We start from the raw sequence: 24,933 nt of genomic DNA on the forward strand, positions 1-24,933 counted from the left end.
GCTTTGCGTAGTTGCATTGGCAAGGTTTAGAATAGGATTTTCCTTATATTTTACCTTTGGTCTATGAATAAAGAAACTGACATCAGGCACGGTAGACATTGCATTTTTAATCTGCACGTTCACTTAGTCTTTGTACAAAATACCGCCGTAATGTTTTTAGGAAAGCGATTTTAGATGATCTCAAGTTGATTTTTGAAAGCATCTGCAATGATTTTGAAGCAAAATGAGTCGAGTTTGACGGCGCAGACGATCACGTTCATTTACTCATTGAATATCCGCCGAAAGTGGCAGTTTCTACGCTAGTAAACAGCCTAAAAGGTGTATCAAGTCGAATGATTAGAAAGAAAAATCACCCAAGTATCCGAAAAAAAACGTTGGGGCAATCAGCTGTGGGCGCCATCTTATTTTGCCGGTAGTTGCGGTGGTACACCCATTTCAATTATTCGCCAATACATCGAGCAACAACAAACACCCGATTAATTAGCTTTGAAACGGCTACGCCGTTTGTACCTTATATCTCCGCCCTGAAGAACGGAGTTTTATGGCACAGGGTTGATAAAATGACCGTGCAACTTCAGATCGACCTGAGTCTCATTCAACTTTAGGCTATGATAGTAGTCTACGTTTTGAATCCATCACGAGAACCTTTGAAATGAGCATCTTAAATCGTATTGAGCAACACTTCCAGGATCATGCAGCCCTGATGCAAAAAAGTCTAGACGTGCTTGCTGAGCCTTTACAACAAGGGATTGATTTATTATTTAATACCATTAGCAATAATGGCAAGGTGCTCGCTTGTGGCAATGGCGGCTCGGCAGCCGATGCACAGCATTTTATTGCCGAATTAGTGGGTCGCTTTGAGCGTGAGCGCTTTCCTTTAGCTGGGGTAGCACTTAATACGGACACCTCAATTATGACCGCCGTGGGTAATGACTACGGTTTCGATCAGGTGTTTGAACGCCAAGTGCGTGCTTTGGCACAACCCGCCGACTTATTGGTGGCGATTTCCACTAGCGGCAACTCCACCAATGTCATCCGTGCGATTGAAGCGGCCAAGGAGTATGATATTCCAATCATTGCCTTAACCGGTCGCAATGGTGGAACTATCGGGCAGATGTTAACATCTAATGATGTTCATCTTTGTGTACCTCACGAACGCACGATGCGAATTCAGGAAGTGCATATTTTACTATTACACATTTTATGTGATGGTCTAGATGCGGCCATACTTGGAGACTAGTCGATGCTATCTACTTCTATTGCACCTAGCAATAAAACCAAATTCTCACTGCTTAAGTCTCGCCAATTCCTCATGGTAGGTATGGTTGCCGCCAGCACGCTGTTATCAGCTTGCGTGCCATTGATGGTGGGGGGCTTAGCCACTGGCGTAGCAACCGTGGTCAGTGACCGTCGTCCGCCGAGCATGCAGGCCAATGACAAGAAAATCAGTCTCTATGCTGAACAAAAAGCTGGCGGCGCAGTGCCTGCCAATACCTCCCGTATTAATGCCATGACCTTCAATCAGCGTGTCTTATTGACTGGCGAGGTGGCTAGCGAAGAGCATAAACGCGTGGCCGAGCAAGAGGTTAGAGAAATTGATGACGTTAATGAGGTGGTAAATCAGCTCCGCATCGGTCCAGTCGCTGATTTTTCAACCCGCAGTAATGACACCTGGATTAGCACCAAGGTTAAGACCGATTTATTAGCAACCTCTGGCGTGCCTAGCGGTACCATCCTGACCACCACCTCTCAAGGCGTGGTTTATTTGATGGGACAAGTCACTGCACAAGAAGCTGATGCCGCCGCCAACGCCGCTGCCGGTATTGCTGGGGTAAAGGGCGTGGTTAAGGTATTTGATATCGCTTCAAGCACTGACAAGGTATCTTCTACGCCACCAAAAACTAACCCTAGCAATGCCAATACAAGCAGCAACCCTGCTACCAGTGGCGGTACACAAACCTTTCCTTTAACTAATTAAGATGATTTGAAATTCAACAGGGTCTGATTAGATGAAGAAAAATTTTGTACTCCTTATCGTTGTTGCCGTCATCGCTATTCTAGGTGCAGTGGTTTATAACACGGTTTTTAGTAGCAAGGCCGTCCCCGAAGTCACGCTTCACAGTATTGACGGGCGTCAATTCACAACCCATGATTTGCAGGGCAAGGTGACCATGTATAAATTTTGGGCCACCGACTGTGTGACCTGCATGCGTCAAATGCCTGATACGGTAGCACATTATGCTAAGTACAAGGATCAAGGCTATGAGACGGTTGCAGTCGCCATGAAGCACGACAGCGTTGCGGCCATTAATCGCTTAGTACAAGAACGCGGGTATGAGTTCACCATTGTGCATGACGCGGATGGTTCTATTGCCAAGGCCTTTGGTGATGTGCGCTTTACCCCAGTGGCTTTTTTAGTTGATCGCAAAGGCAAAGTGATTAAAAGCTTTATCGGCAACTACGATAAAAACCAATTTATTGAAGCGCTCGAAAAAGCCCTTGCACACAGCTGATAAACCCTTTACACAACCCCTTTTATAAGAGCTAACCATGACTGAGACAGCTATCACGCCTGCCATTAAAGCGGAGATTATCTCCGAAGCCATGCCCTATATTCGTCGTTTTCATGGCAAAACCATCGTTATTAAGTTCGGCGGCAATGCCATGGTGGACGAGCATTTACAAAAAACCTTTGCGCATGATGTGGCTCTACTAAAATTAATCGGCTTAAACCCGATCGTGGTTCATGGTGGCGGCCCCCAAATTGACCAAGCCCTTAAGCGTTTAGGCAAGGAGGGTACTTTCCTCCAAGGAATGCGCGTCACCGATGCCGAAACCATGGAAGTGGTTGAGTGGGTATTAGGGGGTCAGGTGCAGCAGGATATTGTAATGATGATCAATCAGGCGGGCGGTAAGGCCGTCGGTTTGACGGGTAAGGATGGCGGGCTGATTAAGGCCAGAAAAAAGCTAATGGACAATGCCGAGAATCCAGACCAACCATTGGATATCGGTTATGTAGGGGAGATTCAATCCATTGATCCAGCGGTGATTAAGGCCTTACAAAACGATCAGTTTATTCCTGTGATTAGCCCTATTGGCTTTAATGAGGAGGATAATGCGGTCTACAACATTAATGCCGACTTAGTAGCCGGTCGTTTGGCGCAAGTATTGATGGCTGAAAAGCTAGTGCTATTAACCAATATCCCCGGTGTGCTCGACAAGGATAAAAATCTCTTACGCCGTCTTAATACGAAGAGCATCAATGACTTAGCAGAAGACGGTACGATTTCTGGTGGTATGCTCCCGAAATTAGCCGGTGCGCTAGAAGCAGCGAACGCTGGGGTCAATTCGGTCCACATTATTGATGGTCGTGTACCGCACAGCTTATTGCTCGAAATCCTGACCAATGACGGTGTAGGCACCATGATCACGGTCTAAGCAAGCAACGGACTGCATGCTTCGGACTCGTTTTATTCATCCCTTGAGGGCCAAAAGCCATCGCTATCGCGCGCAGACATCACCCGCTGCGCGCGTCTGGTTTTTTGACCTAGATAACACCATCCATGACGCTTCCCATGCCATTTTTGAGCAGATTAGCCTCGGTATGGTGAAGGCAGTGATGCAGCATTTGCACATTGATGCCGTTGCCGCCAAGCAGCTTTGTGAACGATATTGGCAACGCTATGGTGCCACCATGATTGGTATGCATAAGCACCATCAATTGGATCCCGAGCAGTTTTTACTAGATTCACATAACTTTGAAGTGGCGCAATACATGCGCTTTGAGCATCATTTAGCCACCCTGCTAGATGCGGTGCCCGGCACGAAGTATGTTTTAACCAATGCACCTGTACATTATGCCGTGCAAGTGTTAGAGGGCTTGAATATCATCCAATGCTTTGCTGGTATCTGTGCGATTAATCATATGCGGGTGCTAGGTGAATACAAGCCGAAGCCCTCGCCCGCACTATTACGACAACTACAAGCCAGTTTAGACCTAAAGCCGCAGCAATGTGTGTTGGTTGAGGATACGCTCAGCAACCTCAAATCCGCCAATAAAGAGGGATGGCAAACTGTTTATATTTACCACCCCGGCACGCCCTTTGGTCCTCAACACATTATTCGACCGAGCTATGTCGATCTGCGTGTGCGCTCCCTAGCTGCGCTCCTAAGGCACCCCTTTGCACATCAAAAAAAAGCTACTCTGCCTTAGCCTGCATGGTTTGGCGCATACGCTCTGCATCGGCAAAACCGTTAATCCGTTTGCCATTATCAAAAAAGATCGCTGGTGTCCCTGCGACATTTGAATGCTGCATCAGGGCTAGTACCTCGTTAATCGGTAGCTCACATCTGTCCTGCTTTTTAGGACTGATATTTTTAGCCATCCAATCTTTCCAGGTTTGTACCGGATCCTTGGCACATAAGATATTCTCTGTCTTAGTAAATGAGTCAGGGCTTAAGATTGGCGTCACAAAGGTATAGACTGTCACATCCATTTGCTCAAACTCTGCTTGTAGCCTTTTACACCAAGGGCAATTCGGATCTTCAAAGGTCACTAAACGGTTTTTACCATCGCCATAAACCATTTTAAGTGCTTTATCTAGTGGCAAGCTGTCAATATCAACACGATTCATCTCCTCCAACGCCAATTCGGTGAGATTAGTATTCTTCTCCAAATCGTAAAGCTGACCGCCGAAAATCACAAACTGTCTAGCTGCATCGGTATACACCACCGAACCCTGCACACGCACCTCGTAAAGATTATCAAAGGGCGTTTTTCTAACCTCGGTGACAGGTTGCTGAAGACGCTTTGTAAGACCCTCCTTAATCGACTCCTCAACACTTGTTGCCATAACAGTCTGTGAGGCTAGTAGCGCAAAAGCTGCCACACCACAATAGCTAATTTGCTTCAACATTGACCTAACTTGATTTAACACCATAATTCCTTTCCAATGACTGATTCACTCTATGATTACGATCTAAACGCCTTAGTTCCCAGCAGCTGCGCGCACAAAGTACTTTTTCAATGGCGCAATCCTATCCACCAGTGATAAGCCGGTATTGCGCAACATCGCAAGTGCTGGTGAATTAAGGGCAAAGAGACGATATAAGCCATCCGTTGCAAAGCGCATATTAAAAATCGCCTCGGCTCGTTGATGCTTATAACGCTGCAATAAACGCATATCGTTTAAATCACGCATGGGCTCACGCTCAATTAATACCTTACATAGCGTCTCCACGTCCCCTAAACCCAGATTTAAGCCCTGACCTGCCAAGGGGTGAACCCGGTGAGCGGCATCCCCCACGAGTGCCACGCCAGGACCCACCATAGCCGAACTCTCTAAGGTCAATGGAAAGCCATACATGGGACTACGTAATTGAATCTCACCTAAACGCTGACCTGCGATGGCCTGTAAGGCTGGCGGTAGACGTTGCGCCAGTTCCTCAGCTGACATCGCCAAATACTTATCAGCAATCGCCTGACGGGCCGACCACACCATCGACACCTGATGGCCATCAGCGGTATCCGGCAAGGGCAAAAAGGCCAACACACCACTGCCATCAAACCACTGAATGGCGGTATTAAGATGTGGTTTTTCTACGTTCAATTGCGCCACTAAACCGATATCGCCATAGGCTTTGAACTCATGCCGGATAGCACAAATCTCACGCACGGTGGAACGAGCACCATCTGCCCCTATCAGTAGCTTAGTCTGCAACAACTGACCGGATGCACAACGCACCTCGCCCTGCCATTGCTCATAGCCCTGAATCCTATCCTCTATCCAAGGCACACCGTAAACCTTAAGCGCATTAAACAGGGCCTGTTCAATTTCGCCTGACTCAACAATATAAGCCAGCTCGCTCATCTGTGACTGCTGTGCGTCCAACACAATCACCCCGTCCAGATCCCCGTGAACCTCCATCTGACGCACTGGATTGCGACGCTCAGCCGGCATCATCTGCCACACGCCCAGGCTTTCAAGAAACTGCTGGCTGGCAAGTGATATCGCGTAAATCCGCGGGTGATACTGCTCACCCAAACTATGCTTAGGCTGTACTTTAGGGGCTAAAATAGCGACCTTAAATTGATTTTTTGCTAATTGCAAAGCGGCTGCCATACCGGCAATGCCGGCACCACAGACCACCACCTCGTAACTCATGCTCTGACTCCCGCTCATCTTGCGTTAGGCTCCCCCATGCCAACCGGCCATAAGACCCACACCTGCGTATCCTGCTTCATACGGCCGGCCTGCTCACCTGCCGCATCACCACTACCCCAGAAAAAATCCACCCGAGCAGCGCCCTTAATCGCACTACCGGTATCCTGCGCAAACACGACTTTTTCTAAAGGCGCATTAGATGCTGGATAGGTGGTGGCTAAATACAGTGGGCTGCCCAATGGCACATAGTCTGGGTCCACCGCAACGGTTCTTTGTGCCACCAAGGGAATGCCATAAGCGCCCTTTGGTCCGGCGATGCTGTCTTGAATCGCCTCTTCTCTGAAAAAGACCATGGCTTCGTTAACATTTAGCATTTCATCAACCCGATGCGGGTTTTGCTGCGCCCACGCTTTGATATTTTGCATGGAAGTCTGAGCCAGCGGTAATTCGCCTTGGTCGGCTAACCAACGACCAATGGAGGTATAAGGACGACCATTATGATCAGCGTAGGCTAAGCGAATTGAACGACCATTATCCAATTGCACGCGACCAGATCCCTGAACCTGCAGAAAAAAGGCCTCCACCGGATCGTTTAACCAAGCAATCACTGGTGGTTTATCAGCACGAGCGGCAATTTGTGCTCGGCTATCATAAGGCACGACCTTATTGCCCTCAACCTTGCCGCGTACACGCTTACCAGCCAACTCAGGATAGACGCCTGCTAAATCAATAGTTAATAAATCCTTAGGCACTGCGTACATTGGCCATTGATTTTGACCGCCACGTGATTTGGAGCCATGTACGATGGGCTCATAATAACCAGTCGCCATGCCACGCCCAACGAGAGCCCAAGGCTGCAAATGCTGTTCTAAGAAAAACTTCATCGCACCAAGCTCAGGCGTTTCACCATGTTCACGGCTAAACTCTGCCACATCACGACAGAATGGCTGCCAATCCTGGGGTGTTGCCCGCGCTGGAATCGTCAACGAGCCTGACACTGGACGCATCAGACCGCGACAGTTATTAATCAGCGTAATCCACAGATGCTCGCCATTATCCTCGGACCAACCGGGTAAATCATGCCATTGTGCCGGTCGATACTGCCCCTGCAAGGCCCGCGGTGCCGTTTGCGCAAAACTTGACAATGCCGGCACCTGTAAAGGCGCATGCATATCAAACGCCACCGACTCCACCTCAGCCGAATAATCTGAAGAAGTACTACAAGACAACAGAGCTAGACCAACGAGCCCGGCGATAAGCGATAGAGATAACTTCTTCATATAAAAAACCTTTAAATCAACTCTATTAAGAATGAAATGAATATAATATGTTTAGTCTTATGTCTTATATAAGACTTTATTCTGCTTATATAAGATTTATTTTTGCCAATTGCTTAAAATCAATCGGGTATTAGTGTAAGATTTTCATCATAACATTATGATGCACTAGGCTAAATACGCCTATCAAATCTTTGGAAATATTATTAAACCTCTGAGGATATCAAATGACCCAATCTGCTTTCAAAAAAACGCTAGCAGGTCGTTCGCTGCATTACTACGATGCGCGTGCCGCCGTTGAAGCGATTCGCCCCGGTGCTTATGATAAGCTGCCCTACTCTTCACGTGTATTAGCTGAGAACTTAGTTCGTAAAGCTGACGGTCAAACAGACCAAGAGACCTTAAACACCTGGTTAACTCAGTTAACTGACAGAAAGCGTGAGGTGGACTTCCCATGGTTCCCTGCACGTGTGGTCTGTCATGATATTTTAGGTCAAACGGCTCTCGTCGACTTAGCTGGTCTACGTGACGCCATTGCCGACAAGGGTGGTGACCCCGCCAAAATCAATCCAGTCGTACCAACCCAGCTGATTGTCGATCACTCCCTAGCGGTAGAGTACGGCGGCTACGATCCTGACGCTTTCGAGAAAAACCGCGCCATTGAGGATCGTCGTAACGATGACCGTTTCCACTTTATTAATTGGAGCAAAACCGCCTTTGAAAACGTCGATGTGATTCCGCCGGGCAATGGTATTCTCCACCAGATTAACTTAGAGCATATGTCACCGGTGATTGAAGTGCGCGATGGCGTTGCTTTCCCGGACACCTTAGTCGGCACTGACAGTCACACCCCGATGGTGGATGCACTGGGTGTGATCGCTATCGGTGTTGGCGGTCTTGAGGCCGAAACGGTGATGCTCGGACGTGCCTCCTGGATGCGCTTACCGGATATTGTCGGTGTCAAGCTAAGTGGCAAACCGGGTGTAGGCATCACCGCCACTGATATTGTCTTAGCCTTAACTAAGTTCCTCCGTGATGCTAAAGTGGTTTCTGCCTATCTAGAGTTCTTCGGTGAGGGTACTGCCAACCTCAGCCTCGGTGATCGTGCCACCATTGCTAATATGGCGCCTGAATACGGTGCGACGGCAGCCATGTTCTATATCGATGATAAAACTATCGACTACTTAAAGCTAACCGGTCGCGAGCCGGAGCAAGTCGAGCTTGTTGAGCAATACGCTAAAACCACCGGCCTTTGGGCTGATGCGCTAAAGACCGCTGAGTACGAACGTGTTCTTGAATTTGATTTATCTACGGTTGAGCGTACCTTAGCCGGTCCGTCGAACCCACACAATTTATTACCTGTGAGTGAGTTGGGGAATCGCGGTCTGCTAGGTGACTACGAGAGCAAAGACGGCAAAATGCCAGATGGCGCCGTGATTATTGCAGCCATTACCAGTTGCACCAATACGAATAACCCCCGTAACGTCATTGCCGCCGCCCTCTTAGCACGCAATGCCAACCGTTTGGGTCTGTTACGCAAGCCGTGGGTTAAAAGCTCATTTGCCCCTGGCTCTAAAGCCGTTGCGCTGTATCTTGAAGAAGCAGGGCTGATGCCTGAGTTAGAAAAGCTCGGTTTTGGTGTGGTTGCCTTTGCCTGTACCACGTGTAACGGTATGTCCGGCGCCTTAGATCCTAAGATCCAAGAGGAAATTATCGAGCGTGATCTATACTCGGTTGCCGTGCTTTCTGGTAACCGTAACTTTGACGGTCGAATTCACCCTTATGCTAAACAAGCTTTTCTCGCCTCACCACCTTTAGTGGTCGCCTATGCCATTGCCGGCAGCATCCGTTTTGATATTGAAAAGGATCCGCTCGGCTTTGACCAGGACGGCAATCCGATCACGCTTAAGGATATTTGGCCAAGCGACGAAGAAATCGACGCCATCCAAAAGCAAGCGGTGAAACCTGAGCAATATCGTAAGGTGTATATCCCTATGTTTGCCAAGGACGAGACCACGCAAAAAGCGGATAGCCCACTTTATAACTGGCGTCCTATGTCTACTTATATCCGTCGCCCTCCTTATTGGGAAGGCGCCTTAGCGGGTGAGCGTAGTCTCAAAGGCATGGTGCCTTTAGCGGTCTTGGGTGATAACATCACCACTGACCACTTATCACCATCCAATGCCATCCTACCTAGTAGTGCGGCTGGTGAGTACCTCGCCAAGATGGGTCTACCTGAGGAGGACTTTAACTCCTATGCGACGCACCGTGGCGATCACTTAACAGCCCAACGCGCCACCTTTGCTAACCCTAAATTGTTTAACGAAATGGTTCGCAATGAAGACGGCTCTGTTAAGCAGGGTTCACTCGCTCGCATTGAGCCCGAGGGCAAAGTCACTCGCATGTGGGAAGCCATTGAAACCTATATGGCGCGCGAGCAGCCGCTTATTATTATCGCTGGCGCCGACTACGGTCAGGGTTCGTCGCGTGACTGGGCAGCCAAAGGTGTACGCTTAGCCGGTGTGCAGGCCATTGTCGCTGAAGGCTTTGAGCGCATCCACCGCACCAACCTAGTCGGCATGGGTGTGTTACCACTACAGTTCAAAGAGGGTGTTAACCGTAACACGCTAGAAATTGATGGTACCGAGACCTACGACGTGATTGGGACACCTGCCCCAGGTTGTGATCTAACGCTACGCCTACACCGCCGTAATGGCGAAACGGTGGATGTACCAGTGACTTGCCGCTTAGATACGGCCGAAGAAGTGAGTATCTACCAAGCTGGCGGCGTATTACAGCGCTTTGCACAAGACTTCCTTGAGGCTGCAGACGCCTAATATAGACTCACTAGTTGCGCTTTAATAGGCATTGAGCTCGGGTTCCGATCCGGGCTCAACTTTTTATAAGCTAGATGTATTCCTCAGCCTGGTGCGTGTTGACCCAGTGCATATCACCCCTACTTAACGAGCTTTTCTAAAGGTCAAATTAATACGATGTGCACCCAACACGGGATGCTCCGCTTCCTTAAGTGGCATCACACCATGGTAACGCAATCTATCCTCACCACCCCAGATCACTACATCACCATGAAATAAGGCATGCTTATCCACTTTATCGCTGCGCTCATGCCCTCCGAAAAGAAACACAGCCGGTAGGCCCAAAGACACGGAAACAATAGGCTGATCAAAATCGCGCTCATTTTTATCCTGATGCAATGACATTTTACTGCCTGGTCGATAGCGATTAATTAAACAGGCATTCGCAGCAAAACCCTCATAACCCACCGTCGCTGCAGCATCACATGCTAACTTAAGAAATAACGCTGGCATGCTCGGCCAAGGCTTAGCACTTAGGGGATCGAGCTGCACATAACGATAGCCTTGCTCATCACTTAACCAACCCCACTCACCACAATTCGTCATTTCCACCGACATACGATGACCACCTGCGGTCTGCATCTGCCGAAAAGCTGCGACTTCAGTAATACGCTCTAACCGTGCGATGATCGGTGCCACCTTAGGCAAGGCAAAGCCACGCAGAATAAAGCTAGCGGCACCAATTTGCTCGCAGCTGTCTGAAGCACCGTGCCTAAAAAATTCATCCTCATCAAACAAAAAGCCCTGCTGTGCCAATGCTACTTATCCTTTACCTTCAATGATCTTGTGCGTTTATCCTATGGCTGCCCAAAGGGTACTCACGCGATAAAGACGTGCCGAACAAAAAGCGCCATCAGTCCTAAGACTAACAGCGCTTTTGAAGATACTGCTAAAAATTTAAAAAAGCGTGATCAACGCATAATAACGTGACTAGTTAATCAATTAAGCCAGTTCATTTTGAATTTTACGTTGTTCCAGCATTTGCATCAACGCCTCTACGCTTGCTGCATGCTCGGAAGCTTGCTCTGCTTCCTGCTTTAGATCCTTAAGAGATTCATCGTGAGTCATTGGTGCAAATTCTTCACGGAGACGAGTTAATAATTTCATAGTATGCTCCTAATGTTTTAATAATTATTACTATTTGCTTTGTCGCTCTGCCGAGCTCATTTGATACAGTCCAAACATGAATTAAGTATGATGTCAGACGATATAGTAACGAGATAATATGACAATAGCATGAAAGCTTCATGCCAAATAATCATGGACTTAGCGTGCTTTATTGTGATGATTTATCAGCTGCTAGGCAGAGCATTCAGAACGAATTGTTTAGTTAGACTAAGTAAGCGCATTTAAGTTCCAAAGAGTAATTAAAACCAGTATTAACCCCTAATCAGCAGCTAAAGTCTTTATTCTTTTATTAAAAAATGTTTTAATGCCACTAACGAACAGGGGTGCTGCAGTTGCGGCTGAGAAATACCCTTTGAACTTGACCCGGTTAGTACCGGCGTAGGGAGTTTGTAGTAAGCACATATTGTGTTTACGTTTCTCTTGTGCTGAGATAGTAGGTTATGCTCACTATCCGCTCCACGCAAATTCATACCTCTGTTCACCTTTTACCACAACGGAGGCATTATGAATAAACGCGCATCATTAAACAGCACCCAGGCATTGAGCGACTTAAGCGAGGAAATCAGCTTACAGTTTGCCTATCCAAATTCCACTAAACACTATATTCAAGGCAGTCGTGATGATATTCGGGTACCTTTGCGCTTAATTGAACAGGATCCCACGATTACTGCGGCAGGCGAAGAGCTTAACCCACCCATCCCCGTGTATGATACTTCCGGTCCTTATGGCGATAGCGCCCAAGGCATTGACCTTAAAGAGGGTCTACCCAATATTCGTGAGCGCTGGATTGAGGAAAGAGGAGACACCGAAAAGCTGCCTGGCTTAAGCAGTCAATTCGGTAACGAGCGCTTAGCTGACCCTAAGACAGCGCATCTACGCTTTAATGTGATCACTCAACCCAGACGCGCCAAAAACGGCAAAAACGTCACGCAAATGCACTATGCTCGCCAAGGGATTATCACCCCTGAAATGGAGTTTGTAGCCTTACGTGAACAATTGATGTTGGATAAATTAATGTCTGATCCCGCTTATAGCAAGCTCTTAAGACAGCATGAGGGATTTGATTACGGCGCCAATTTACCTAAGCGACCAGAAGATATTACGCCGGAGTTTGTTCGCAGTGAAGTCGCTGCCGGTCGCGCCATTATTCCGGCCAATATCAACCACCCAGAATTAGAGCCGATGATCATCGGTCGTAATTTCCGCGTCAAAATCAACGGCAACTTGGGCAATTCCGCTGTCACTTCCTCACTCACCGAAGAAGTCGAAAAAATGGTTTGGTCACTGCGCTGGGGTGCAGATACCATTATGGATCTCTCCACTGGCGCCCATATTCATGAAACGCGTGAATGGATTATTCGTAATGCCCCGGTACCTATCGGCACCGTACCTATTTACCAAGCCTTGGAAAAAGTCGGTGGCATTGCCGAAGACCTAACATGGGATTTATTCCGTGACACCTTAATTGAGCAAGCCGAACAAGGCGTTGATTACTTTACCATCCATGCCGGGGTGCTGTTGCGCTATGTACCGATGACAGCGGATCGCGTCACTGGTATTGTGTCTCGTGGTGGCTCGATTATGGCGAAATGGGGTTTGGCACATCACCAAGAAAACTTCTTGTATACACATTTTGATGAGATCTGTGAAATCATGAAGGCCTACGACGTATCCTTCAGCTTAGGTGATGGCTTGCGTCCGGGTAGTATTGCCGATGCCAATGACCAAGCACAATTCAGTGAGCTTTATACCTTGGGTGAGCTGACTGCCAAAGCCTGGGAGCATGATGTACAGGTCATGATCGAGGGTCCGGGCCACGTACCAATGCAACGTATTCAGGCCAATGTCACCGAGGAGCTCAAGCATTGCTATGAGGCGCCATTCTATACCTTAGGGCCACTGGTAACAGATATTGCGCCCGGCTATGATCATATTACCTCTGGTATCGGTGCGACCAATATTGGTTGGTACGGTACTGCCATGCTGTGCTATGTAACACCTAAAGAGCATTTGGGTTTACCTGATAAAGAGGATGTACGTACCGGCATTATTACCTATAAAATTGCCGCCCATGCGGCCGACCTAGCCAAGGGCTGGCCAGGCGCTCAATTGCGTGATAACGCGCTCTCCAAAGCACGTTTTGAGTTCCGCTGGCGGGATCAGTTCCGTTTAAGTCTGGATCCAGAACGCGCTGAGTCCTATCATGACCAAACATTGCCAGCGGAAGGGGCTAAGATCGCGCATTTCTGCTCCATGTGTGGACCGAAGTTCTGCTCGATGAAGATTACTCAGGAGGTACGCGACTACGCTAAAGCGCAAGAGGGTATGCAAGAAAAATCCATTGAGTTTATTAAGCAGGGCAGTAAGATCTATAGCTAATCACTCGTTTTAATGTCACTATTAACGCCGTGCGAGCTCAATGCTTGTGCGGCGTTTTTTCTATGCTTAAAAGCGATGAATCGTCATATTAGATTCATTATTCAGTGGTAGTATAAATAAAATAAGCAGATATTTTTACCAAAGAAGTCACACACATTAGGTTTATATTATGAGTCAATCTCTATCAGAAAACGCGCGTCGTCTTTACGCTGAAATCATGGATAGCTTTGATGAAGAGCTGGAGATGGAAATTGACGATGAACGTTATCAGGCATTACTGACTGAAGCGGGTCAAACCGTTCACGATGAAGGCATGGATCGTCGTCTATATTTCCGTGAATTGCTCCGCTTACAAGGCGAGTTGGTTAAGTTGCAAGACTGGGTAGTAGAGAAAAAACTCAAAGTGGTGGTGATTTTTGAAGGACGTGATGCCGCCGGCAAGGGTGGTGCCATTAAGCGCATTACTCAGCGTCTAAACCCACGTGTCTGTCGTGTTGCCGCCCTACCCGCACCCAATGATCGCGAACGCACCCAATGGTATTTCCAACGCTACGTATCCCATTTACCTGCTGGTGGCGAAATCGTGCTATTTGACCGCAGCTGGTATAACCGTGCCGGGGTCGAGCGCGTGATGGGCTTCTGTACCGATGAGGAATACGAGGCCTTTTTCCGTGACGTGGGCGAGTTTGAAAAAATGCTCATCCGTAGCGGCATCATCTTAATTAAGTATTGGTTCTCAATTTCCGATGAGGAGCAGCACCGTCGCTTTATGATGCGCATGATCGATCCCTTAAAGCAGTGGAAGCTATCGCCTATGGACCTAGAGTCTCGCCGTCGTTGGGAGGACTATACCAAGGCTAAAGAAATTATGATGGCACGTTCACATATTCCTGAGGCCCCTTGGTGGGTCGTTGAGGGTGATGACAAAAAACGGGCTCGTTTAAACTGCATCTCGCATCTATTGTCGCAAATCCCGTATGCGGATATTGAGCATGATGAAGTAGAGCTGCCCGAGCGCATCCATCATCCTGACTACAAGCGCTTACCTACCCCGGATTCGATGCTGGTGCCAGCGATTTACTAAGCTATCGTAACTCGGCCGTGAGTTAACTTAGTGTCTCACGGCCTTTTTATCAACGCTTAAAGACTACTATCACCGCAAGGATCGGCTAGGCTAATCACGCTATTTGCCGGCACACTACGGGTCAACCAGACATTACCCCCAATCACCGAGCCTTTGCCAATCACGATACGACCTAAAATCGTCGCCCCCGCATAAATCACCACATCATCCTCAACAATTGGGTGACGATCGAGTCCTTTATGCAAATTACCATGCTCATCGCTAGGGAAGCTCTTGGCACCTAAAGTCACTGCCTGATAAATCCGGACATTATTGCCGATAATAGCGGTTTCACCAATCACTACACCGGTACCGTGGTCAATAAAACAACCAGGGCCGATGGTTGCTCCAGGGTGAATATCAATGCCCGTGTGACTATGAGCCAATTCAGAGATAACCCGAGCGATGATTTTGACATCCAATTTGTATAGCTCATGCGCAATTCGGTGTGACACCATGGCATGCACACCAGGGTAGCAAAGTAACACCTCATCCACACTCGTGGCTGCCGGATCCCCCCGAAAAGCGGCGCGCACATCCTGATCCAATAAACCACGAATCTGGGGCAGCGTGGCCGCAAAACGGCGTACAATCTCTACCGCTTGCTCACGGATTTGCTCATGGTCCACCCCATTCTGCTGAGACTTTTGTAAAAACTCTAGACGCACCTGTGTCAGTAGTAAATTCAAGGCTTTACCGAGGGTATAACCCACGTAAAAATCCTCACTCTCCTGCACTAAGTCCTCAGGTCCTAGACGCATCGGAAATAAGGCGCCCGTCAGCGAATGCATCGCTTGCGCAATAACTTCGGGTGAAGGCAAGTGTCGGCCGCCCTTTTCCTCTAAACGATTTTGCTCTGTGCGCCATGCTTGGCGCTGCTCTTTGAGACCGCAGACCACATCATCGATCATAAAATCATGCGGAAAATCATTCATTGAGTCACACTTAAAAAATGGCATAAAAATCCCTCAGTAAAACGATGCCAATGCTGATTAGCGGCTGGCTTGTAGCAGTCGCGGATTTTCCCAACCGCCGCCTAAGGCACGAATTAATTCGACTTGGTTTAATAAACGGCTGGCACGTAGGTTTAATTGACGTATTTCGGCATTATAAGTACTGTTTTGTACCTGGGCAACACTTAGGTAATCGACTAAGCCGGCTTGATATTGATTCATCACAATGCTTAATGATTGACGCGATGCGGCTAGGGCGCGCTGCTGCGCCTCCTGTTCACGCTCAAGATTGACCGCTGCGGTTAAGGCATTTTCCACCTCACGCATCGCCTCTAACACCGCTTGTCGGTAAGCTGCCACCTCGCTTTGATAATTTGCTTTAGCTGAATCGACGGCGGCCTGACGCGCACCGCCATCCAAAATACTTAAGACCAATTGCGGTCCGAGTGACCATACGTTGAGCGGCGAACGAATCCAGTCTGAGAAATGTGTTGCCTGGTAGCTGCCGTTAGCGGATAAACTTAAGCGCGGCAACCATGCCGATTGCGCCACCCCAATCTTGGCGTTGGCAGCTGCAACTCGGCGTTCAGCGGCTGCCACATCGGGTCGCGCCCGTAACAGCTCAGCTGGAATACCTACCGGCACCGAAATCATCTCGGGTAAATCATCCACCCTTTCAGCGATATGGAAACTGGAAGGCATTTGCCCCACCAACACAGCAATCATATTTTCATAGTGACGACGGTTGGTTTCGACAGCGATGGCATCAGAGCGTGCATTTTCTAATTGTGCCTCTGCCTGCACCACATCTGCATAAGCAACCACGCCCTGCTCATAACGATTACGGGTAATCGTTAAAGATTGCTCATAAGCTTGAATAATCTTGCGCAGTAACTCACGCTCTAAATCGCTGCGACGTAGCTGGAAGTAGCTCTCCAGTAGCTGCACTTGCATGCTTAAACGAGCATCAGCTAAGGCAATCTCTGCCTCCTCTTCGGAAGCGGTGCTTGACTCTACCGAGCGCCTAATACTACCCCAAAGATCGGCTTCCCAGGACAAATTCGCCCCTAAGGAAAAGCGATTATTCGGGTCTTGCTCCGAACCACCGGCCCGCGTCACTGACGTCGTACTACCGACATTGGGGAACCAATCAGCCGTCGCGCTACGACGTTGAGCAATGGCTGCTTGATAGCGAGCCAACGCTTGCGCAATGCTCTGATTCTCCTGATTCAGCAATAGCATTAATTGATTTAATTCCGCATCCTTAAACAGCGTCCACCAATCACCGCGAATCCAAGCTTGGGTCGCTTTAAGTTCAATCCATTGTGCACTATTGACCGGTGCACCTTTGAAGGCGGATGCGGTAACGACTGCCGGCACCTCATAATCCGGTCCCACCGCACAGCCACTGACCGCACTCAGTGCGACCAGAGCTAGGATTAATCGCTTTAATCTCATGATTTACTCTCAATAACTTGCTGCCGCCTTGATAATTTACGCTTAAGCCGGTTAGCTAAATCATCTAAGTATAAATACACCACCGGGGTACTATAAAGGGTCAAAATTTGGCTCACCACTAAACCACCAATAATGGTTATACCGAGTGGCTGGCGCATTTCCACCCCGGCACCGGTGGCCAAAACTAAAGGCAAAGCGCCAAACAATGCGGCAAAGGTGGTCATCAGAATCGGTCTAAAACGTACTAAACAAGCCTCATAAATCACCTGCTCGGAACTGAGATTATCCTCTCTCTGTCGCTGCAAAGCAAAATCGATCATAATAATGGCATTTTTCTTCACAATACCGATCAATAAGAAAAGACCAATCAGAGCAATAATCGTAAACTCCATATTCACCATATTCAGTGCCAATAAGGCACCAAAACCGGCGGACGGTAAGGTGGATAAAATGGTCAAAGGATGAATATAGCTTTCATATAACATCCCAAGCAGCAAATAAAGTAATACAATCACTGCTAATAACATGATGGGTTGCTGTCGTTGCATTTTTTCAAAATCGGCAGCGGTGCCAGCAAACCCTGCTTGCACCAAGCGTGTAGGTAAATTGATTCGGATAAGCGCATCGTTAATCGCTGCGCGCGCCTGCTCCAAGCTCACTCCCTCAGCCAAAGCGAAACTTATCGAATCCGCTAACATCCCGTCCGACTGGTTCACGCGCAATGGCGCATTTGCCATGCTTAGGGTAGTAAAAGAGCTAATTGGGATCGCTCGCCCATCATTGCTCATCACCATCAAATCATCAAGCACAGTGGCATCTCGGGCATAGCGAGCATTTGCCCCCATCACCACATTATATTGATTCAGCTCTTCATAAATCACCGACACTTGACGTGAGGCATAGAGATTAGTTAAGGTGCTCGCCACCAGACGCATATCCACACCGAGCCGCAGCGCCTTTTCCCGATCAATGTGCAACTCCAAACGGCTACCTTTATCCTCAGAGCCCTCAGACACATCGACCAACTCGGGTAATTCAAAAAAGGCTGCACGTACCTTAGCTGTCCATTCTCTGAGTGTAGGCAAATCACCTGCTTTTAATAAAAACTGATAATCACCGCTATCCTGACCACCCAAACCGCCACCACCCGGTATATCCTGTACGGCAAATAAGGACATGCTCGAACCAGGTATATGCGACAGTTTAGTGCGTAATTGATTAATGACTTCTTGAGCCGTCAACTCACGCTCTTCAAAAGGCACCAATTGAATCGTCATAAAACTGCTGGAACTGCCGCCACGACCACCGGCAAAACCACTCACCGTAGCGACATTCGGATCCGCCAAAATAATCCGTCGATACTCATCAAATTTAGGCTTCATCGTTTCAAAGGAGGTGCCCTCATCGACTCTGAACATGCCGCGAATCATACCGGTATCTTGCTGAGGAAAAAAGCCTTTGGGTACCGTCATAAATAGGTGCACATTTAAAATCACCACCAACACCAAGCTAAAAAATGTCACCGCACGCCAGCGTAGACTCCAAGCCAAACTCCACCGATAAAAGCGAAATAGCAACTCATAAGGCTGCTCCAACATGCGTAGTAATCGCCTTGGCTTCTTTGCGGGTGCTGTGGCGTGATGCAGATCCTTGTCCGGACGTAACCAAAGCGCACATAACATGGGCACCAGCGTGAGCGAGACCACGAGTGAGACCAAGACAGCCACCGTCAGCGTCAACGCGAACTCATAAAAGAGCAAACCGATCATCTCATGAATCAGCAACAGGGGTAGAAAAACGATCACCAGCGACAGGCTCATCGTCACCACAGTAAAAGCGACCTCCTTAGCGCCGGTTAATGCAGCTTCATAAGGCGCCAAGCCCTTTTCCATATGGCGCACAATATTTTCTACCACCACAATTGAGTCGTCCACCACAAAGCCAGTGGCCACTATCAAAGCCATTAAGGAGATCGTATTAAGGGAAAAGCCCAAAAAATACATCACGATAAAAGAACCGAATAAGGAAATCGGCACCGATACCGCCGGAATCATCGTAATTCTAAGCTTTCTTAAAAAAGCCAACACCACCAGCGCCACTAAGATCACCGCCAATACCAAGGTCTTCTCAGCCTCATACAAGGTGGCACGAATACTAGAGGAGCGGTCTTGCGATACATTTAAATCCACTTGCGCTGGCATTAAGGCATTCAGCGCTGGCAATTGCTGCTTTATTGCATCAACGGTTTGAATAATATTGGCCGACTCTTCACGTCGAATAATCAGGTTAATGGCAGGTTGATGATCTAAAAAACCGAAGTTATACTCATTTTCGACGGAATCATAAACATGCGCCACATCCTTTAGGCGCACCGCCTGACCCTCGCGCCAGCGAATAATTAAATCTTGATAGTCTGCGGCTTTATGTAAAATACCATTAGCACTAATAAGCCAACGTAAATTTTTGTTTTCGATAAAGCCGCGCGGCTGAATTTGATTGGATTCGCTGATGGCTCGACTGACCTCATCCAGGGTGATGCCATAGCTAGTCAACTGCATCGGGTTTAAATCTACCCGTACCGCCGGCATGGAACTCCCACCAACACTGACCTCACCGACCCCCTCTACCTGCGCTACTTTTTGTGCAATTACCGTGGTCGCCAAATCATAGAGCTCACCCAAATTATGCGTCTCTGAAGTCAGTGTCAACACCATAATCGGACTAGAAGCAGGATTCATCTTACGATAGGTGGGTGGTGTACGCATATTGCTGGGTAGCAGATGTTGCGCTTTATTAATGGCAGCCTGCACCTCTCTTGCCGCATCGTTCACATCCTTACGCAACTCAAAGAGAATAATAATCTGTGTACTGCCCTCCTGACTGGTGGCGCTTAACACATCCACCCCGGCAATCGATCCTAAGGCACGCTGCAATGGCGTGGCCACGCTACTCGCCATGGTTTCTGGACTAGCGCCAGGCAAGCTCGCACGCACAAAAATCGCCGGCACCGAGAGATTGGGCAATGGCGCGACTGGTAAAGCCAGATAACTGACGATACCGCAAATCGCCACACTAATGGCTAATAATAAGGTGGCAACCGGTCGTTTAATAAACAGCGCTGATAAGTTCATACTCAGCCCTCGTTAGCGACAGTAGACTCAGGCCTCGCCTGTTGCTCATCATGCGTTCTGCCGCTAAGCAAACGGTCAAAATATAAGTACACGACCGGTGTCGTAAAGAGGGTCAACACTTGACTTAATAACAAGCCACCCACCATGGCTAAACCTAATGGTTGACGCAATTCCGCCCCCACACCGCTTGACAGCATCAGTGGAATGGCTGCAAACAAAGCCGCCAAGGTTGTCATTAAAATCGGTCTGAAGCGTAATAAGGCGGCCTGACGTACTGCTGCATAGGGTGATAAACCCTGTTCACGCTCAGCCGACAAGGCAAAATCCACCACCATAATGCCGTTTTTCTTAACCAAACCAATCAGCAAAATCACGCCGATAATGCCCACCATATCCAAATCCATACCGGCAACATTTAAGGCAATTAGGGCGCCAATCGTGGCTGAGGGTAGCGTCGATAAAATCGTAATGGGGTGAATATAGCTTTCATACAGCACCCCCAAAACAATATACATGGTAAAAACCGCCGCCAACAATAACCACAGATTATTTTTTTGAGCACTGACATAAGCCTCGGTGGTACCTTGTAAACGCATCTCAACCACCTCGGGCATAGCTATTTGCTGCGGTAGCGCTTGAATTTGTGGCAACACATCCGACAACGAATAATGCGCTTGTAAATTAAAAGAAATTAAGCTGGCATTAAACTGGTCAATCCGCTGCACTTCCAACGGGGTGTATGCCATTTCAACTTGGGCAATATCTGTCAGCCGAACTAAGCCATTAGTACCCTGAATAAACACATCGGCCAGCGACTGCGGATCCTGCGCAAAACTCGGCTCCACTTCCAACACCACGCGATATTGCGCTGCTTGGGTAAAGACCGTTGAAATCAAGCGCTGACCGAAGGCATTGTATAAGGCCTCATCCACCTGTGCCATCCGAACACCATAGTGAGCGGCGGCATCGCGATCTACCACCACTTTGGCTTCTAAGCCACGCACTTGGTAATTTTCAACCACATCTTGTAAACCCTCAATCTCACTAAGTGCCGACACAAAACTCGGCACCCACGCTCTCAGCTGTTCACTATCAATGGAGGAAAGGCTAAGCTGATATTGACTACGGGCCAGTTGCGTATCAATCGAAAGATCCTGATTAAGCTGCAAATACACCTTAATGCCTTCATAGTCTGCGGCTATCTGTTGCAACCTGTCCATGACTACGTGAGCACTATTGCGACCAGCATGAGACGTCAACTCGATCTGTATACGGCCCGTATTCAAACTGACATTATTGCCGTCTACGCCGATAAAGGAGGTCACTGAAGCCACATCCCTATCTTGACTAAAAGCCTCTGCAATCGCCGTTTGTAATTCAGCCATTCGCTCAAAAGACACGGACTGATCGGCTTCCGTCATCACGACCATCAGACCAGTATCCTGCTGCGGGAAAAAGCCTTTGGGAATCCATACATACAGTGCCGCCGTCATCACTAAGGTCGCGACAAACACCAATAGGGTCACTAACTGATGAGCTAAGACCTTATCCAGTAAATTAGCATAAGCCGCCATCAACCGATCAATTTGCTTAGCCAAGAAACGGCTTACAGGGCCCTCCTTAGGCACATCCGCAGCATCTAGGGGGTGATCACTAGCACCCGCCCCAACCATCGCCTTTTTAGCTGCGGGTTTCAGCATATAAGCACACATCATCGGTGTCAGCGTAAGCGACAGCACCAGTGAAATTAATATCGCCACTGACAGGGTGACCGCAAACTCTCTAAATAAGCGACCAATCACATCGCCCATAAAGAGCAGAGGAATAAGTACCGCAATTAATGAAAAGGTCAAGGCAATCAAGGTGAAACTAATTTCCTTAGCGCCCTTATATGCGGCATTAAGCGGGGTTTCACCCTCCTCAATATGGCGCGCAATATTTTCAATCATCACAATGGCATCGTCCACCACAAAACCGGATGCAATGGTCAGCGCCATTAAAGTGAGGTTATTGAGGCTATAGCCTAAAAATAACATGATCGCAAAGGTACCGATAATGGATAGCGGCACCACCACCGATGGGATAAAGGTTGCGCTTAAGGTACGTAAAAACACAAAGGTCACTAACACCACCAGCAGTACGGCAAGTAGCAACTCTGTCTGTACATTGTTGATGGATTGACGGATGGATTCTGTACGATCAGCCACCGCTTCTATCTGCACCGACTCCGGCATCGCTGCACGCAATGAGGGTAATAGTTGCAGCACCTCATCCACCACACTAATCACGTTAGCATTGGGTTGGCGCTGAACATTAAGAAGAATCGCTTGCTTATCACCTAGCCACGCAGCCTGACGTATATCCTCCGCATCCATCACCACCTTGGCTACCTGCTTTAAGCGTAAAGGCGCATCATTAACATAGCTAATGATAAGATCCTCATACTCTTCCGGCGTATAGAGCTGACTATTGGTATGAATGGTGGTCGAACGACGCGGACCATTTAAATTACCAGAGGGTTGATTAATATTCGCTGAAGCAATCGCCGTACGCACATCACTTAAGGCTAAACCATTAGCCGCTAAAGCGACTGGATTAACCTGCACTCTAAAGGCTGGCTTTTGTCCGCCGGCAATACTGATCATTCCCACACCCGAAATTTGCGCAATCGTCTGCATAATTCGAGTTTCTACCAAATCCCGTACCTCATACAACGGTAAAGCATCGGAACTAATGGCTAAGGTAATGACCGGCGCATCCGCAGGATTCACCTTGTTATATACCGGCGGCATGGGCAAATCCTGCGGCAACAGATTCGAGGCCGCATTGATCGCCGCCTGCACTTCCTGCTCGGCCACCGCAATCGGTAGCGTCAAACTGAACTTGAGATTAATCACTGACGCGCCGGCGGCACTGGAGGAACTGATTTGCTGCAGACCCGCCATTTGCCCTAATTGACGCTCAAGCGGTGAGGTCACCAAGGCCTCCATGGTGGCAGGACTGGCCCCAGGATACAAGGTAGTCACCTGAATCGTCGGGTAGTCCACATCTGGTAATGCAGACACTGAGAGCCGTTGATAGGAAAAAATCCCCGTCAACAGCACCGCAATCATTAATAAGGTTGTCGCAATCGGACGACTGATAAAAATCGCTGATATACTCAATCGATTATCTCTACTTTAGATCCTGCACGTAAGCGATCTACGCCCTCAATCACGACGCGATCACCCTCTACCAAGCCTTCAAGTACTTGGGTATAAACACCTTCAACAATGCCACTTTGAATTTCCTGCCGCTGCACTGTCATATCCTCATTAATCAAGAACACAAAAGCCCCTTGGCGTCCGTGCTGAATGGCATCGGTTAACACACTGAGGCTATTGTCATAGCGCTGCGCATACAGCCACACATTCACAAATTGATTTGGAAATAAAGCATAATCCGCATTATCGAAGCGTGCCTTGACTTTTACCGTACCAGTGGCGGCGTCGATCTGATTATCCATCGACAGCAACGCACCCTGCTCAATAAATTGAGAAAAATTACGGTCATAGAGCTGCACCTCAAGCGGCTGTCCCTGATAAAACTTGGCTGCTACCTGCGGCACATATCGCTCTGAAATGGCAAACTCCACATCCATCGGTTGCGTTTGAGTAATTGTCACTAAGCCCTCGGTGGCGTTAGCCTGCACCAGATTTCCAATATCCACTTGTCGTAAACCCAGGCGCCCACTAATCGGCGCTTTCACCGTGGTGTACTCAAGCTCAATCTCAGCCTGATCGATTTGCGCCTGTAAACTGGCACGACTGGCTCTTAATTGCTTAACTTGGGCTGCTTGCGTATCCACCTGTTGACGGGCAATGGAGTTTTGCTTAAACAGGGTTTGATAGCGCCGCAAATCTGCCTCAGCATTGGCTAATTGTGCTTCATTTTGCTGATACTGGGCACGTGTTTGCTGTAACTTTGCCTCAAACGGCCTGGGATCAATGGCAAACAGCGCATCGCCTGCCTTGACCAGCGCCCCTTCTTCGAAAAACACCTGAGTTAATGGTCCGCTGACCTGACTGCGCACCACCACGGTTTCGGACGGCAAAGCGGTGCCAATCCCTCGAATCACATTATTCATGGTGCGCACTTCGGCAGCGACTGCCCTAACCTTTACCGTGCCAGCCCCGGGAGCTCCTCGAACGCTACCACCTGGACCCATCGCTGGAGGAGAAGGTGTAGAAGCTGTGTTATTGTCAGCCTGCTTATGGAAAAATAAAGCATATACCACAAACACGATCACGCCTAGCAACAGGAGCAGAACGAGCTGTTTGATAATACGCACTTTACCCGACTCCCTTTTGTTAAACGGCGCATCAGACTCAGCTTGTACTTGCACTTGCTTCGGTGGCTGATTGTGCTGTACCGTCTCAGGTGGTTTTGTCACTCAAAAATCCTA

At 48.4% G+C, this 24,933-nt stretch carries 18 protein-coding genes, 1 pseudogene and 1 riboswitch; of the genes and pseudogenes, 9 read left to right on the plus strand and 10 right to left on the minus strand.

Features of this window, described 5'->3' with window-relative positions; translation table 11 throughout:
* The first annotated feature begins 63 nt into the window (after positions 1 to 63).
* The 6 genes and pseudogenes from tnpA to HMPREF3179_RS05540 all read left to right on the plus strand — a co-directional run bounded on the left by tnpA (position 64) and on the right by HMPREF3179_RS05540 (position 4,213).
* Positions 64 to 480: pseudogene (gene tnpA / locus HMPREF3179_RS11965) on the plus strand (IS200/IS605 family transposase).
* Between the two features lie 172 nt (positions 481 to 652).
* Entirely contained in the window at positions 653 to 1,240 is a 588-nt protein-coding gene (locus tag HMPREF3179_RS05520) for a phosphoheptose isomerase (protein WP_070469960.1), read from the plus strand.
* Between the two features lie 3 nt (positions 1,241 to 1,243).
* The gene (locus tag HMPREF3179_RS05525) at positions 1,244 to 1,978 is read left to right on the plus strand and encodes a BON domain-containing protein (protein ID WP_070469964.1); all 735 of its coding nucleotides are present in this window, start codon (positions 1,244 to 1,246) and stop codon (positions 1,976 to 1,978) included.
* 31 nt (positions 1,979 to 2,009) lie between these two features.
* Positions 2,010 to 2,513, plus strand: a complete 504-nt coding sequence (locus HMPREF3179_RS05530) for a peroxiredoxin family protein (protein ID WP_070469965.1) — start codon at positions 2,010 to 2,012, stop codon at positions 2,511 to 2,513.
* Positions 2,514 to 2,550: 37 nt separating this feature from the next.
* Positions 2,551 to 3,438, plus strand: a complete 888-nt coding sequence (argB, locus tag HMPREF3179_RS05535; RefSeq protein ID WP_018025920.1) for an acetylglutamate kinase — start codon at positions 2,551 to 2,553, stop codon at positions 3,436 to 3,438.
* A 16-nt stretch (positions 3,439 to 3,454) separates the two neighbouring features.
* Positions 3,455 to 4,213, plus strand: a complete 759-nt coding sequence (locus tag HMPREF3179_RS05540; protein WP_070469966.1) for an HAD-IA family hydrolase — start codon at positions 3,455 to 3,457, stop codon at positions 4,211 to 4,213.
* Here the strand turns inward: HMPREF3179_RS05540 and HMPREF3179_RS05545 are convergent.
* The 3 genes from HMPREF3179_RS05545 to HMPREF3179_RS05555 all read right to left on the minus strand — a co-directional run bounded on the left by HMPREF3179_RS05545 (position 4,200) and on the right by HMPREF3179_RS05555 (position 7,444).
* The gene (locus HMPREF3179_RS05545) at positions 4,200 to 4,916 is read right to left on the minus strand and encodes a DsbC family protein (RefSeq protein WP_018025922.1); all 717 of its coding nucleotides are present in this window, start codon (positions 4,914 to 4,916) and stop codon (positions 4,200 to 4,202) included. The two genes, HMPREF3179_RS05540 and HMPREF3179_RS05545, sit on opposite strands and share 14 nt — an antisense overlap.
* Positions 4,917 to 4,988: 72 nt before the next feature.
* Complete coding sequence (locus HMPREF3179_RS05550; RefSeq protein WP_070470004.1) at positions 4,989 to 6,164, minus strand: FAD-dependent monooxygenase; 1,176 nt, start codon at positions 6,162 to 6,164, stop codon at positions 4,989 to 4,991.
* A 14-nt stretch (positions 6,165 to 6,178) separates the two neighbouring features.
* The gene (locus HMPREF3179_RS05555) at positions 6,179 to 7,444 is read right to left on the minus strand and encodes a murein transglycosylase A (protein ID WP_036559416.1); all 1,266 of its coding nucleotides are present in this window, start codon (positions 7,442 to 7,444) and stop codon (positions 6,179 to 6,181) included.
* A 224-nt stretch (positions 7,445 to 7,668) separates the two neighbouring features.
* On the opposite strand from HMPREF3179_RS05555, the gene acnD reads away from it, so the two are divergent.
* Entirely contained in the window at positions 7,669 to 10,278 is a 2,610-nt protein-coding gene (acnD, locus tag HMPREF3179_RS05560) for a Fe/S-dependent 2-methylisocitrate dehydratase AcnD (RefSeq protein WP_070469970.1), read from the plus strand.
* A 123-nt stretch (positions 10,279 to 10,401) separates the two neighbouring features.
* Here acnD and alkB read toward each other — a convergent pair whose 3' ends face one another.
* Complete coding sequence (gene alkB, locus HMPREF3179_RS05565; RefSeq protein ID WP_246824385.1) at positions 10,402 to 11,073, minus strand: DNA oxidative demethylase AlkB; 672 nt, start codon at positions 11,071 to 11,073, stop codon at positions 10,402 to 10,404.
* 186 nt (positions 11,074 to 11,259) lie between these two features.
* Complete coding sequence (locus HMPREF3179_RS12255) at positions 11,260 to 11,424, minus strand: hypothetical protein (RefSeq protein ID WP_018025927.1); 165 nt, start codon at positions 11,422 to 11,424, stop codon at positions 11,260 to 11,262.
* Between the two features lie 330 nt (positions 11,425 to 11,754).
* A riboswitch (TPP riboswitch) is annotated at positions 11,755 to 11,847 on the plus strand.
* Positions 11,848 to 11,949: 102 nt separating this feature from the next.
* On the opposite strand from HMPREF3179_RS12255, the gene thiC reads away from it, so the two are divergent.
* Both thiC and ppk2 read left to right on the plus strand, forming a co-directional pair.
* Complete coding sequence (thiC, locus tag HMPREF3179_RS05570; protein WP_070469972.1) at positions 11,950 to 13,824, plus strand: phosphomethylpyrimidine synthase ThiC; 1,875 nt, start codon at positions 11,950 to 11,952, stop codon at positions 13,822 to 13,824.
* Positions 13,825 to 13,993: 169 nt separating this feature from the next.
* The gene (gene ppk2, locus HMPREF3179_RS05575) at positions 13,994 to 14,908 is read left to right on the plus strand and encodes a polyphosphate kinase 2 (protein ID WP_070469980.1); all 915 of its coding nucleotides are present in this window, start codon (positions 13,994 to 13,996) and stop codon (positions 14,906 to 14,908) included.
* A 56-nt stretch (positions 14,909 to 14,964) separates the two neighbouring features.
* Here the strand turns inward: ppk2 and epsC are convergent, their stop codons facing one another.
* From epsC to HMPREF3179_RS05600, 5 genes are read right to left on the minus strand one after another with little or no spacing between them, the layout of a single operon-like run.
* Positions 14,965 to 15,882 (minus strand): serine O-acetyltransferase EpsC, encoded by a 918-nt coding sequence (gene epsC / locus HMPREF3179_RS05580; RefSeq protein ID WP_070469981.1) that lies wholly within the window; start codon positions 15,880 to 15,882, stop codon positions 14,965 to 14,967.
* Between the two features lie 57 nt (positions 15,883 to 15,939).
* The gene (locus HMPREF3179_RS05585) at positions 15,940 to 17,358 is read right to left on the minus strand and encodes an efflux transporter outer membrane subunit (protein ID WP_070469982.1); all 1,419 of its coding nucleotides are present in this window, start codon (positions 17,356 to 17,358) and stop codon (positions 15,940 to 15,942) included.
* Entirely contained in the window at positions 17,355 to 20,489 is a 3,135-nt protein-coding gene (locus HMPREF3179_RS05590; protein WP_070469983.1) for an efflux RND transporter permease subunit, read from the minus strand. Before HMPREF3179_RS05590 ends, HMPREF3179_RS05585 begins: the two co-directional genes overlap by 4 nt.
* 2 nt (positions 20,490 to 20,491) lie before the next feature.
* Positions 20,492 to 23,653: an efflux RND transporter permease subunit gene (locus HMPREF3179_RS05595; RefSeq protein WP_070469984.1), complete on the minus strand. Its 3,162-nt coding sequence runs from the start codon at positions 23,651 to 23,653 to the stop codon at positions 20,492 to 20,494.
* The gene (locus tag HMPREF3179_RS05600; protein WP_070469986.1) at positions 23,650 to 24,921 is read right to left on the minus strand and encodes an efflux RND transporter periplasmic adaptor subunit; all 1,272 of its coding nucleotides are present in this window, start codon (positions 24,919 to 24,921) and stop codon (positions 23,650 to 23,652) included. The genes HMPREF3179_RS05595 and HMPREF3179_RS05600 overlap by 4 nt, the downstream gene beginning before the upstream one ends.
* Between the last annotated feature and the right edge of the window lie 12 nt (positions 24,922 to 24,933).

Origin of the sequence: Oligella sp. HMSC09E12 (assembly GCF_001808505.1) — a bacterium.
GTDB lineage: Bacteria > Pseudomonadota > Gammaproteobacteria > Burkholderiales > Burkholderiaceae_B > Oligella > Oligella urethralis.